Consider the following 12,444-nt stretch of genomic DNA (forward strand, 5'->3'; position numbering starts at 1 on the left):
CGTGGGGTCATAGACCCCACACCCCGTAATCTAACCAATAGGGCTGAAATTACACGCCCGGATGCAGCGGGGCGTCCAGATTGCTGTTGGCGAAGTCCCAGTTCACCAGCGAGGTGAGGTAGGTTTCGATGAACTTCGGACGCAGGTTCTGATAGTCGAGATAGTAGGCGTGTTCCCACACGTCGAGCGTCAGGATCGGCTTGTCGCCCTTGGTGAACGGCGTTTCGGCATTGCCGGTCTTCACGGTCTTCAGCTTGCCGTCCTGCCCCAGCACCAGCCACGCCCAGCCCGAACCGAACTGCGTCGCACCGGCGGTCTTGAAGGCTTCGACAAAGGCGTCAAACGAGCCGAAATCGGCATTGATCTTGTCAGCGATGGCGCCCGTCGGCTGACCGCCGCCGTTCGGCTTCATCGAGTGCCAGAAGAAGGTGTGGTTCCACACCTGAGCGGCGTTGTTGAACACGCCGGGGTTAGTGCCTTCCGAGGCCTTGACGATCTCGACCAGCGACTTGTCCGCGAACTCGGTGCCGTCGATCAGCTTGTTCAGATTGTCCACATAGGCCTTGTGGTGCTTGGCGTGGTGGAAGCTGAAGGTATTGGCCGACATGTGCGGCTCAAGCGCGTCGGTCGGATAGGGCAGAGCGGGAAGTTCGAAGGCCATGACATCCTCGGCAGGTTTGAAATGAATAGAAAAGAACCAGAGTCGATATATGGGGCCGGGAATCGCTTTTCAAGGCAATTTTCGGTGAGAATAATTCTCAAAATTAGCCTTATAATTTTAGGGGTTAAGCCGGACACAGGCTGGCATACAGTGTGTGTTCGAACGCTGCTATGTCCTTGCGCCCTTCGCTCAGGTCATCGCTTGAAAAGCCTCGCTTTATTTCGCCGTCGGCCAGCAGCACACCGGCATCGCAGCGCGTCATGAAGCTGCTGACATCGTGCAGGGCCGTCAGGATGAGGGCCCCTTCACGGGCGCGCTGGGTCAGGCAGGTCTTGAGGGCATAGATGGCCAGCGGGTCGAGCCAGTTGAAGGGCTCATCCAGAATGATCCCCGCGGGCTCACCCACAAAGGCGCACATCAGGGCGATTTTCTGCTTCTGACCCGCCGACAGGGTGCCGATCATTTTATGGCGCAAGGCGTTGTAATCGAGCGCTTCGAGCAGGGCCGGGTCGTTAGGCACCTGAGCCTGACGGCTTTCGGCCACCAGCGCCAGCAGCACCTGCGGCGTCAGTTCGGGCGGCAGGCTGTCGGGTGGCGGCGCATAGCCCCACAGGGCCGCGCGACGTTGCGGCGTGGCGGTGACCTCCTCATCCGCAAGCCAGAGACGGCCCTGCGCCACCGGCAATCGCCCGCACAGGCTGTTGAGCAGGGTGGTCTTGCCGGAGCCGTTCACGCCCAGAATACCGTACCATTGTCCGGGCGCGAGGCTGAGCGACACCGATGTCACGATGCGCTTTCCGGCAATATCGACGCACAGGTCTTCGCATCTCAGGGCAGGCTGGGCCGCCATCTCTCTCTCCTTACACGCCGCATCAAGAGGATCAGACGCATAGCCAGCCACAACAGGGCCGCCGGCAGGGCCAGCAAGGCCAGCAGGGCCGCAACCGCCAGATCAATCCCCAATACCCAGTCCGCCGTCGCGGGTTTATGGCTGAATCGGGTCAGAAACGCCCACAGAATAAGCAGCCCGGCCACGGCCCCCAGCGCCAGAAGGATCAGTACCCCCTCTTTCAGCGGCGCGCCGCTGATCAGCAGGCTAAGCAGGCTGAGGCCCAGCCACAGGGCGAAGGGGGCAAGGGCGGTTTGCGTGAGGGTGCGGGCCAATGACCCGGGCTGCCAGCGCATAAATTGCGTCAGTTCGCCGGAGACCGGACAGAGCAGAACGGCCAGAAGCGCAGAGCCAATGCCGAACAGGCCGAGGCCTGTCTGGGGTTCCGGGTTGTTGGAGAGCGCCAGATGCGTCGCCAGCGGTATCCCGATGATCAGGAGGGCGCAGGGCAGCCACAACCGTTTGTGGCGCAGACGGCACCACAGCGGAGCCAGAGCCGAGAAGGGCAAGGGGGCCGTGCGCGTCGAGGCTTCCGCGGCAAATAGCGGCGGCATCAGGGCTGATACTATCCCGCCTCCCAGCCCCAACACCGCCCCCAGACCCCACAGGCCCAGATCGTGCGGGGCCAACACGGCCTGAAACCCCAGAAGCGTAAGCCCAACGGGCAGGCAGAGAGCTGTCGTGCGAACGGCAAACCACACGCGCCGCACCTGCGGATCACTAATCAGGGGGAAGAAGGGACCACTGAGCAGGCGTTGCGCATAGGCGGACCGCGCCGAGGGGTAAACCTGCCGCGCGGCAAAAAAGAGCAGGGCGGCGCTATAGGCCCAGATGGGACGATTGTCGTGGGTCTGCGCACTAAGGGCCTGAAACAGTCCAAACAGCAATGCGCTCAGCAAGGCGAGCGCCATAACTATATCCGAGGGACGCCGCCGCCAGATACGCCAGCGGCTGAGCAGGCGTTCCTGATCCAGTCTGAGCAGTATCTGAAAGCCCGGTTGCACTCAGAAGCCGTCGAATAGGTTGAGGGTTTCCTCTTTCGGTTCGACCTTGGGCGTCGGCGTAGCGGGCTTGGCCGGCGAGGCGGTTGCCACATCACGTACAATGCGCGTGGTGAAGGCGGACTTATTCTTTTGCAGGCTGGCCAGAAAATCCTTGGGCGTGTCGGTGATGTGGTACTTGTTCGACCACAGCATCATCTCGACCAGAACGGGGGCGAGGTCGGCACCTTTTTCGGTCAGGCGATAGATGTATTTGCGCGCATCGTCCGGGTCGGTCGCCTTGGAGATCAGCCCGGCGCTTTCCAGTTTCGACAGACGATCGGCCAGAATATTGGTAGCGATCTTTTCCTCGGCATTGAGGAAGGCCTTATAGGTCGAACGCCCCTTGAACATCAGGTCGCGGATAATCAGCAGCGACCAAGAATCCCCCACCACCTCCAGCAGCAGATTGATCGGGCATTTGGACCGTGGGCCGCGCGCGGCGTCCTTCGCTGTTTCCTTGACCGCCTTAGGCGCGGGCTTGGGGGCCTGACGACGGCCAAAGGTCGCGGTGGATTTGACGGGAGCTTGAGCCGTTTTGACCATGGCAGCGGGCTTTCGATGACGTTCTGAAATCGGATGCCAAAATGAATAGCAGATAACAAGTGAATTATTTATTGAATTGCGTTTTGAAATTTATGTCTGTGAATTGCAAAAGGCAATCGTTGTGCGGAATCCTTGAAAATAACGGCTTTCCACGGATGGTTATGGACGATCTGCGGTGGGGAGAGGTTTAAAGGGAACCACAGATTACACAGATTACACAGATTGGCGCTTCGCGCCGATGGTGTTGGGGGCACGCTCTGCGTCTCCCTAAGGACGCTGATAATCTATGCAATCTGTGTAATCTGTGGTTTTCAAAAACGGCGAAACACTTGCCGCAGTCCATGACGGATGCGGCGGGCGGCATATATGGTCATCTTGGGGGCAGGCTAAAAATACCGCACAAACGCGAAGCTATATCCATCCGGAGCCCAGTTGGGGACATTCATTGTCCCCTGACCGCCGAACAGTTCAAAAAGCGTCTCGGCTTCGCCCCCCTCGGCAGGCATCAGCCGCAATCGCACCGTCTGATCGCGCGGATGGTCGCGGCCTACCGACGGATCGTAGGACAGCCACAGGACATGGCGGCCATCGGGCGACGGGTGCGGGAACCAGTCGGCATAGGGGCTGTCGCTCATGCGTTGAAGGTCGCGGCCGTCACGGCGAATACGCCACAGTTGCATCTGACCGGAGCGGTTGGAATTGAACCATATCCACTCACCATCAGCGGAAAAGTCCGGACCATCGTGAAGGGCGTCGCCGACGATCAGGGCGCGTTCGTCAGACCCGTCGCTGCGGCTGATATAGATGCCAAACACGTCCTTCTGATGGATGCCGGTATAGGTGATCCACGCCCCATCGGCAGAAATACCGTGATAATAGGAGGACATGTGCGCCGACACGCGCCGTGGCGTGCCACCGGACAGAGGTACGGCATAGATGCACGCGCGGTCGTACTCGGTCTTATCGGTGATCAACAGGGTCTGACCGTCAGGCGTCAGGCCGTGATCATTATTGCAACGGACGGCAAAGCCCGTGTCTATCACTTGCGGTTTGCTATCGAGGGGCAGGCGGTAGATTCGCCCTTCGCTATTGAGGATCAGAGCCGTACCGTCCGGCGTGAAATGCGGCGATTCCCATAGCTCCGGTCCCTGAAAGACGACGCGACTCTGACGGCTTTGCAGATCGTAGATTTCGATGGAACTGCGTGGGCTCATGTGTGCTCGGCCTGCTTGGCCTTGTTCCACAGGGCGTCCATTTCCGCGAGGTCGGACTGTTCCGGCGTCTTGCCGATCTTAGCCAGTTCGGCCTCGATCATCTCAAAACGGCGCACAAACTTGGCATTGGTGCCGCGCAGGGCGTCTTCAGGCTCAGCGTCCATCTTGCGCGCCAGATTGGCGATAACGAACAGGATGTCGCCCAGCTCAGCTTTGGCCTTTTCGTGATCGCCCGCTGCCAGTTCGACCTTCAGCTCGGCGACCTCTTCCTCCAGCTTGTCCAGCACTTCATTGAGCGACGGCCAGTCGAAACCGACGCGGGCCGCGCGTTTGGTCAGCTTGGCGGCGCGGGTAAGGGCGGGCAGGCCCACGGGCACGTCGTCGAGAATGCCGTGCTTGGCCTTGGCCTTGCGCTCGGCGGCCTTCTGGACCTCCCAGGCGGTGTTCTGTTCGTCGGCGGTGCGGTCGCCAGCGTCTCCGAAGACGTGCGGGTGGCGGCGGATCAGCTTGTCTGTCATGGCCTGAGCCACGTCGCTGAAATCAAACAGACCTTGTTCCTTGGCCAGATGGCTGTGGAAGACCACCTGAAACAGCAGGTCACCCAGTTCCTCCTTGAGGTCGCGCATGTCCTTGCGCGCAATGGCGTCGGCCACCTCATAGGACTCCTCAATCGTGTAGGGGGCGATGGTGTCAAAGGTCTGGGCCAGATCCCATGGACAGCCGCCGTCCTTGGCCCGCAGGCGGTTCATCACCTCGATCAGCGCATTAATGGGGGCGGGGGGAGCCTGGGTCACGGGACAAACCTTTTGCTTTCAGTGCCGACTGAATGGACGCATAGCGTTCCGGCGTCAGGTCATAGGATGTCATTGCCCATGCGCCAAGCAAAAGAAAAATGACCGGCAGGCCGATAAAAAAGGCTTCGACCCAGAACAGGGCTTCGGGTGTGTTGTGCGCCGCCTTGTTATCGAAGCCCAGCAAGGCCAGGGCCGACAGGGTCAGCACCGAAAAGGCATAACCGAGCTTGGTCGTCGCCGACAGAATCGACATCAGCGTGCCCTTCTGATCGTGGCCGGTTTCCAGCAAGACCTCGTCGCCAATATCGGCCATCAGCGAGCGCGTCAGCAGCAGATAGGCGGCATAGGGGATGCCGGCCAGAAACACCGCCACGGCCATGACCGGGAAGTTGTTCGCTGGCACGAAGGCCAGCCCGCTGTACACGACGGCGAAGATAATGGCCGAGGCGATCAGGGTGCGGTGCTTGGAAAAGCGCTTCGAAGCCCCGTTCCACAAAGGGGCGCCGACAAGGCCCGCGACAAAATAGAGCAGCATGGCGATGGTGCATTCAAAGCGCGTCAGTCCCTTGGTCTGCATAAAGTAGAAGAAGAACAACGCCCCCATGATCCCCGGTGCCAGCCCCATCAACAGATCCGCCAGCAACACCCGGATGACGTTCGGGCGGCGGATCATGTCGAAATAGGCCCCCAGCCGTACCTCATGCGTCACTGCATCGGACATCTTTTCCGGCACCATCCACAGGGCGATACCGATGGTCAGCGGCAGGGTGATCATGATGAAAATGCCCATCCACTGCACGCCGGTCTGATAGGTCTGGCCGATGGCCTGCGCCACCACGGGGATCAGGGCCACGCACAGGAGGCCGACAATATTGCCGATCTGCCACAAGGCGAAGACCTTGGTGCGTTCGTCATAGTCGTCGGTAAGGACGCTGCCCCAGCTCGACTGGCTGAGCGCCGCCATCGAGAAGCCGACATAGATGACCAGCAGCCAGATCCCCAGATACAGAGCCGACGCGCCCACAGGCGCCAGAAACATGAAGCCGGTGGAGACGAACAACACCGGCAGGCACAGGGCCATCCACAGCTTGAAGCGCCCGAAGCGGGTGCGGGTGCGGTCCATTGCCCAGCCGATGACGGGATCGACGGCAATGTCGATCAGCTTGACGGCCATAAAGACTACGCCCACCATGCCCAGGCTGAGGCCGATATAGGTGACGTAGTATTCGGACAAGGTCACCGACAGAGGCAGGCCCAGCGCCGCAAAGGGAATGCACGGCCCGCAAAAGGCGAGCAATCGCGGCCAGCTAACGTGTTTGGATGACATGAAAACCCCTGTGAGCGCGTCTTTTGTGAGTCCGGCCAGATTGCCGTATGCGGCAACATAACACGCCTGTTGAATTTGAACAATGTTCATTTTATGGGTTGCAAATGGATAGGCGAGCGACTGCCAACGTTTGCACAGAGCTGTTTTCTGCACAATATTGCTTCTATTCCTGTTAGTATAGATTTTATGAGGGTTAAAGGCTTGACATTATTCGCCTGAACCCTGACGTTTAAACCAATCCGTAATTCAGCATGTCTCCTCGGCGACGGCGCATTTGTGCCGCCGGATTGCGGGCCTTTTCTGTTCTCAAACTCTAAAGGCGACCGATGGATCACCATAATATTTCCCTGATTACCACCCTTGCGTCCGGCTTTGGTCTGGCGTTGCTGTTCGGCTTTCTGGCGGAGAAAATCAAACTGCCGGCGCTGGTCGGCTATCTGCTGGCCGGAATCCTGATCGGGCCGTCCACGCCGGGTTTTGTGGCGGATACGCACATTGCGGCGCAGTTGTCTGAAATCGGCGTCATGCTGCTGATGTTCGGGGTGGGGCTGCATTTCTCGCTGGGCGACCTGATGTCGGTGCGCAAGATCGCTCTGCCGGGGGCGATTGTGCAGATGTCGCTGGCCACCTGTCTGGGTTTTGCGCTGGCGCACTGGGGCTGGGATTGGGGCATGGGGGCGGCGCTCGTCTTCGGCTTGTCGCTGTCGTGTGCCTCGACGGTCGTGCTGCTGAAGGCACTTGAGGCGCGCAACGCCATCGACAGCATGAACGGCCGCATCGCCGTTGGCTGGCTGGTTGTCGAGGATCTGGTGACGGTGCTGGTGCTGGTCCTGCTGCCGCCGCTGGCGCATCTTTTGGAGAGCAATGGCTCGGCAGGGAGCGCCCCGACCGGCACACTCTGGGTTACCATCGGTCAGACCCTGCTCAGCGTCGGTGCCTTTATTGCCCTGATGATGCTGGCCGGACGCAAGGTGTTTCCGTGGATACTGTGGCAGGTGTCCAAAACCGGTTCGCGCGAACTGTTTACCCTGTCGGTTATCGCGGCGGCCATCACCATCGCCTGGGGTGCATCGGAGTTATTCAGCGTGTCCTTTGCGCTGGGGGCTTTCTTCGCCGGTATGGTGATGCGCGAGTCGAAATTCAGCCACCGCGCCGCCGAAGAATCCCTGCCATTGCGTGACGCCTTTTCGGTGCTGTTCTTTGTGTCGGTCGGTATGTTGTTCGACCCCAGGGTGCTGATCGAACACCCGATGGAGGTTCTGGCCGTCGTTGGAATCATCATTGTGGGTAAGGGGCTGGCGGCCGCGGCTCTGGTGCTGGTCTTCCGCTATCCGCTCAACACCGCCTTTACCGTGGCGGCCAGTCTGGCCCAGATCGGCGAATTTTCGTTTATTCTTGGTGGGTTGGGCGTGTCTCTTGGCATCTTGCCGCAAGCGGGGATGAACCTGCTTCTGGCCGGGGCGCTGGTGTCCATCGCGCTCAATCCCTTCCTGTTTGCGGCGATTGCCCCCCTGACGCGCTGGGTGCTGGCCTACTCGGAGCTGGCACGGCGACACCAGCGGCGCGAGGACGTGCTGTCCGAACTGCCGCAGACGACGGAGGCGCGCTATCTCAAAGGTCAGGTGGTGCTGGTCGGTTATGGCCGCGTGGGGAAGCGCATCGCCGCCACTCTGGACGCGCAGGGCATCGCCTATGTGGTGGTTGAGCAGAACCGCGAGCGCGTGGAAGCGTTGCGCCAGACCGGCAAGGCCGCCGTCTATGGCGATGCCGTCGAACCGGAGGTGCTGGTGCAGGCCCATATCCAGCACGCGGCCATGCTGCTGGTGGCGACGCCCGATCTGGTCGATATTCACCAGATGGTCGAAGCGGTGCGTCGCCTCAATGCGGGCATCGAGGTCGTACTGCGCACCCATAGCGAGGAAGAGATGCACTTCCTGCGACAGGAACAGATGGGCACCGTCTTCTTTGGGGAGGAGGAACTGGCGCGCAATATCACGCGGCATGTGCTGGATCGTTTCAGTCCTAGAGCGGGATGATTACACCTCGTTAACCATAGCGGGCGCAGAGTTCAAACCTGCCAAGAATCAGCTCAGAAGGCTCTGGCTATGCCGCATGTGCCCGCCATCAATGACAATCTGACGCCGCTGGAACAGGCGCGTCTCCTGCTGGAGACGCGCGTAGAGCGCACGCCTTCCATCCTCAAGGCGCTGATGGCCTCGGCAGCGTTTGCGGTGTCGGGGTTGTGGCTGGCGGCGTCGATGGTGGTCGGGCCGGTCATGTCGCAGGACAAGCCGCGTCCAACGCCCGTCGTCAGCAAGGCGGTCAGTTCCGGTACTGAGGGCGGCTTCCAATTGTCGGCCAGCCCTTCAGACCTTAAGTGACTCAGTTCCCCTGCTTATAGCGCCAGGCTTCCGAAGCGGCCTTGATCAGGGCCGAGGCCTTATGCACAGTTTCCTGATACTCAGTCAGGGGTACGCTGTCGGCGACCACGCCGGCCCCGGCCTGCACATAGATTTTTTCGTCCTTGAACAGGGCGGTGCGCAGCACGATACAGACATCCAGTGACCCGGAGCCGGAGATGTAACCGACGCCCCCGGCATAGCCGACGCCGCGTTTGACCGACTCCAGTTCGTCGATAATCTCCATGGCCCGCACCTTGGGCGCGCCCGACAGCGTACCGGCGGGCAGGGCGGCCAGCAGGGCATCGACCGGATCGAGATTGGCCGGGGCATCGCCTTCGACGTTCGAGACGATGTGCATGACGTGGCTGTAGCGTTCGATATAGAATTTCTGTGTCACCCGCACGCTGGCCGGTTTGGCCACACGGCCGACATCGTTGCGGCCCAGATCAAGTAGCATCAGGTGTTCGGACAATTCCTTCGGATCGGCCAGAAGTTCGGCCTCCAGCGCCTTGTCCTCTTCAGGTGTTTTGCCGCGCGGGCGGGTGCCGGCGATCGGGCGGATGGTCAGCTTGCCGTCGCGCACCCGCACCAGAATCTCCGGTGACGAACCTGCCAACTGGAAATTACCGAAGTCCAGATAGAAGAGGTAGGGCGAGGGGTTCTGACGGCGAAGCGACCGGTAGAAGGCGAACGGGTCAAGGTCGAACGGAGCTTCGAAGCGGTGCGACGGCACCACCTGAAAAATATCGCCCGCCGCTATGTAGTCCTTGGCCTTTTCGACCATGGCACCATAGTCGTCCGCCGAGGTGGGCGAGGTGAGGGCGGGCTGTTCACGCTCCAGCGCCACGGGTTTGGGCGGCAGGGGCAGGCGCAGGTCTTCTTCGACCTGATCGAGGCGCGACAGGGCCGCACTATAGGCCGTCTGGGCGTTAACCCCCGCGCCCGGCCATACGGTCGTGGCCAGCAGGATTTCGTGCTTTACGTTGTCGAAGACGCAGATGACCGACGGGCGACACACCACGGCGTCCGGCAGGGACAATGGATCGGGATTGGCAGGCCCCAGCGGCTCATAAAGCCGGATAAGGTCGTAGCCGAACACGCCGAACAGGCCCGAAATCATCGGCGGCAGATCAGCCGGGATGTCTAACCGGTGCGCGGTGACGAGCGCGCGCAAGGACTCGAGCGTCGGCGCGCTTTCGGTCTCATAAAGCCCTTTGGCAATCGCCGCTTCGCCGCGCGCGATTTCCGCCCGCTCGCCGAAACAGCGCCAGACGAGGTCAGGCCGCAAGGTCAGGATCGAATAACGCCCGGCCAGAGCCCCGCCTTCGACCGATTCGAACAGAAACGAGAAGGCGCGGCTCTTGGCCAGTTTGAGATAGGCCGAGACGGGCGTTTCCAGATCGTCGGTCAGGCGGCGGGTGACGATAACCGGTTGTCCGGCGTCGTATTTGGCCGCAAAGCCGCTGACGCCGGTAGCATCGGAAGCGAAGGCCGCGCTGATCATTTGGCGGCCTTGCCGGCTTCTGCCGTCTTGTCGTCCGCCTTGATGCTGGCCGGATTGAGGCCCAGGGCGGCGATTGCGGCATCGGGGTTTGTCTTCGTCTTGACCGCGGCACGCGCGCCCTTGCGCATGGTGAAGCTGAGGTCCTGGAATAGACCATAGGCGACGGCCTGACCGGTCATGGCCGAGGCCTGATTGACGGCGGTGGCTTCGCCCTTGTTGATGGCGGTGACCTTACCCACGACGCTGACCATTTCGTTCAGACGCGCGGTGAAGACTTCATTATTTTTGGCCGAGAAGATGCGGCCGGTCAGTTCCGGACCGACCTGTTGCGGGGCCGTCTGACGCGCCAGACCGGCGCGCGTTTCGACCTTAAGGCCCATCGCAGAGGCAACGGCCTGGAGCGTCTCGCCCTTGCGCAGGCGTGCAGCGGCCTCTTCGCCCTTGGCGGCGACGCGATCGCCGGCGGTCTTCTGCTGCCAGGCCTGAATCATCTGCGGCTTGATCTTGTCGAGCGCCGGGACTTCTGACGGCAGCACTTCGTTGACGCGCAGAGCGAAATACTCACCATTGCCCAGTTCGGTGACGTCGGTTTCGCCGCCCTTGGGCTGATCGAAGGCGGCTTTCAGGATGGGGGCGTACTGGAACGGCTGGCCGTTGCCCATCTGACCCTCGGCGGTCATCGGCGGCAGGTTGATCACGCGTACACCGGCCTTTTGCGCGGCGGTCATAAAGTCAGCACCGGCCGAACGTTCCTTTTCAAAGACTTCGGACGCCTTGTAGGCCAGATCCTTGGCCTTGTCGGCCTTGTATTCCGCTTCAAGCTGGTTGCGCACCGTATCGAAACCGGTCACCGAGGCGGCGGTGACGCCCGACACCTTGACGACCGCCAGACCGAGGCTGCCCTGAACCGGACCCGACACCTCACCCTGTTTCAGGGCAAAGGCCGCGTCGGCCACCTTGGCGTCGGCTACGGCGGTCTTCGGCTTGGCGTCATAGGTGATCACCGTGCCTTTGTTGGCCTTGGCGGCGGTCTGGGCGTCGGTGCCCGAACGCAGGGCCTGAGCCACGGCTTCGGCGGCCTTCTGATCCGGCACGGTCACCTGCACGAAGGTGCGGGTTTCCGGGTTGGAAAGGGTATCACGGCGGAACTCATAGAGTTTTTTCAGTTCGGCCTCATCGACCGTCACCTTCGAGGCAAAGTCGCCGGGGGCGAAGGAGACAACGGTAAACTGACGCAGTTCCGGACGGCGCAGGCGTTCCTTGTTGTCATCATAGAATTTCAGCAGTTCGGCATCGGTCGGCATGCCCGGCTTTTCGATATTGTCCGGGGTGACAACCAGGAGCGTGGTGTCGCGCGTCTCGCTGGCGAAGGCGCTTTGCAGGGCCGCATAGATGCGCGGCGGCTTAAGCCCGGCCACCGAAGCTTCGATAAACTGACGGTTGGCGATGTCGTCGCTGATGATCTGCTCGAACTTGGTCTCGCTCATCTTCATCTGCGTGGCCAGCTCCTGCTGGTACTTGGCCTTGTCAAATTTGCCGGTGATCGAATCGAAAAAGATCGGGTATTTGGCGATCTGATCGGTGACTACCTTGGCCGACGGGCGCAGACCGACCTTGACCAGCCAGGCCGACACCGAATCCATATCGGCCAGCTCTTCCATGATGCGCACATGCAGACCCTGCTTCACGGCGTCTTCATAGGTCAGGGTCTGGCCGCTCTGCTGCTCAGCTCCGGTCTTCCACTGATCGAACTGACGACGATAATCATCCGTCGTCGTCTGGCGATCACCGGCATCAACCACATTGCGCGAAGACGGCTGCGAGAACAGGTCGGACATACCGAAGACGGCGAAACTCAGGATCAACGCCGCCATCAAAATCTTGAAAGTGAGCGACTTGGTAAACTGACGGAAGCTGGAGATCATGAACGGGGCGACCTTGAAAAGATGAAGTGCCACCGCTCCGGGGCGGACGGCGCGCAGACATATAATTGACCAACCGTGACGGGATCAAGGCTGTTACAAACGGAATCCAATTGTTTGCCGGTTTTTTCTTGGCGTAACGGGT

At 60.8% G+C, this 12,444-nt stretch carries 11 protein-coding genes; 2 read left to right on the forward strand and 9 right to left on the reverse strand.

Annotation, left to right across the window (positions count from 1 at the left end; genetic code table 11):
- Positions 1–49 precede the first annotated feature (49 nt).
- The 7 genes from ACK8OE_RS10540 to ACK8OE_RS10570 all read right to left on the reverse strand — a co-directional run bounded on the left by ACK8OE_RS10540 (position 50) and on the right by ACK8OE_RS10570 (position 6,471).
- A complete protein-coding gene (locus tag ACK8OE_RS10540) occupies positions 50–661 on the reverse strand; it encodes a superoxide dismutase (RefSeq protein ID WP_410272498.1) in 612 nt (203 codons plus the stop codon).
- Positions 662–785: 124 nt separating this feature from the next.
- Positions 786–1,511 (reverse strand): ATP-binding cassette domain-containing protein, encoded by a 726-nt coding sequence (locus ACK8OE_RS10545; protein ID WP_410272499.1) that lies wholly within the window; start codon positions 1,509–1,511, stop codon positions 786–788.
- Positions 1,490–2,554: a hypothetical protein gene (locus tag ACK8OE_RS10550; protein WP_410272500.1), complete on the reverse strand. Its 1,065-nt coding sequence runs from the start codon at positions 2,552–2,554 to the stop codon at positions 1,490–1,492. Before ACK8OE_RS10550 ends, ACK8OE_RS10545 begins: the two co-directional genes overlap by 22 nt.
- Entirely contained in the window at positions 2,555–3,136 is a 582-nt protein-coding gene (locus tag ACK8OE_RS10555) for a winged helix-turn-helix transcriptional regulator (protein WP_410272501.1), read from the reverse strand.
- Positions 3,137–3,522: 386 nt separating this feature from the next.
- Positions 3,523–4,350 (reverse strand): TolB family protein, encoded by an 828-nt coding sequence (locus tag ACK8OE_RS10560; RefSeq protein ID WP_410272502.1) that lies wholly within the window; start codon positions 4,348–4,350, stop codon positions 3,523–3,525.
- Positions 4,347–5,099 (reverse strand): nucleoside triphosphate pyrophosphohydrolase, encoded by a 753-nt coding sequence (gene mazG, locus ACK8OE_RS10565; protein WP_410272681.1) that lies wholly within the window; start codon positions 5,097–5,099, stop codon positions 4,347–4,349. The genes ACK8OE_RS10560 and mazG overlap by 4 nt, the downstream gene beginning before the upstream one ends.
- A gap of 16 nt (positions 5,100–5,115) precedes the next feature.
- Positions 5,116–6,471, reverse strand: a complete 1,356-nt coding sequence (locus ACK8OE_RS10570; RefSeq protein ID WP_410272503.1) for an MFS transporter — start codon at positions 6,469–6,471, stop codon at positions 5,116–5,118.
- Positions 6,472–6,797: 326 nt separating this feature from the next.
- Here ACK8OE_RS10570 and ybaL point away from each other — a divergent pair, with 326 nt between their 5' ends.
- Positions 6,798–8,507 carry a YbaL family putative K(+) efflux transporter gene (ybaL, locus tag ACK8OE_RS10575; RefSeq protein ID WP_410272504.1) on the forward strand — a complete coding sequence of 570 codons (1,710 nt, stop codon included), beginning with the start codon at positions 6,798–6,800 and terminating at the stop codon, positions 8,505–8,507.
- A 69-nt stretch (positions 8,508–8,576) separates the two neighbouring features.
- Positions 8,577–8,852 carry a hypothetical protein gene (locus ACK8OE_RS10580; RefSeq protein ID WP_410272505.1) on the forward strand — a complete coding sequence of 92 codons (276 nt, stop codon included), beginning with the start codon at positions 8,577–8,579 and terminating at the stop codon, positions 8,850–8,852.
- A 1-nt stretch (position 8,853) separates the two neighbouring features.
- Here ACK8OE_RS10580 and trpE read toward each other — a convergent pair whose 3' ends face one another.
- Together trpE and ACK8OE_RS10590 are read right to left on the reverse strand one after the other, a co-directional pair.
- Positions 8,854–10,377 (reverse strand): anthranilate synthase component I, encoded by a 1,524-nt coding sequence (gene trpE / locus ACK8OE_RS10585; protein WP_410272506.1) that lies wholly within the window; start codon positions 10,375–10,377, stop codon positions 8,854–8,856.
- Positions 10,374–12,335 (reverse strand): peptidyl-prolyl cis-trans isomerase, encoded by a 1,962-nt coding sequence (locus ACK8OE_RS10590; RefSeq protein WP_410272507.1) that lies wholly within the window; start codon positions 12,333–12,335, stop codon positions 10,374–10,376. The genes trpE and ACK8OE_RS10590 overlap by 4 nt, the downstream gene beginning before the upstream one ends.
- Between the last annotated feature and the right edge of the window lie 109 nt (positions 12,336–12,444).

Source organism: Asticcacaulis sp. W401b (assembly GCF_046503825.1).
In the GTDB taxonomy this organism is placed as follows: domain Bacteria; phylum Pseudomonadota; class Alphaproteobacteria; order Caulobacterales; family Caulobacteraceae; genus Asticcacaulis.

Excerpts from the sequence above, each read along its gene's own strand:
- ACK8OE_RS10555 (WP_410272501.1), bottom strand. The coding sequence starts at position 3,136 with ATGGTCAAAACGGCTCAAGCTCCCGTCAAATCCACCGCGACCTTTGGC.
- trpE (WP_410272506.1), bottom strand. The coding sequence starts at position 10,377 with ATGATCAGCGCGGCCTTCGCTTCCGATGCTACCGGCGTCAGCGGCTTT.
- ACK8OE_RS10570 (WP_410272503.1), bottom strand. The coding sequence starts at position 6,471 with ATGTCATCCAAACACGTTAGCTGGCCGCGATTGCTCGCCTTTTGCGGG.
- ybaL (WP_410272504.1), top strand. The coding sequence starts at position 6,798 with ATGGATCACCATAATATTTCCCTGATTACCACCCTTGCGTCCGGCTTT.
- ACK8OE_RS10545 (WP_410272499.1), bottom strand. The coding sequence starts at position 1,511 with ATGGCGGCCCAGCCTGCCCTGAGATGCGAAGACCTGTGCGTCGATATT.
- ACK8OE_RS10580 (WP_410272505.1), top strand. The coding sequence starts at position 8,577 with ATGCCGCATGTGCCCGCCATCAATGACAATCTGACGCCGCTGGAACAG.
- mazG (WP_410272681.1), bottom strand. The coding sequence starts at position 5,099 with ATGAACCGCCTGCGGGCCAAGGACGGCGGCTGTCCATGGGATCTGGCC.
- ACK8OE_RS10560 (WP_410272502.1), bottom strand. The coding sequence starts at position 4,350 with ATGAGCCCACGCAGTTCCATCGAAATCTACGATCTGCAAAGCCGTCAG.
- ACK8OE_RS10540 (WP_410272498.1), bottom strand. The coding sequence starts at position 661 with ATGGCCTTCGAACTTCCCGCTCTGCCCTATCCGACCGACGCGCTTGAG.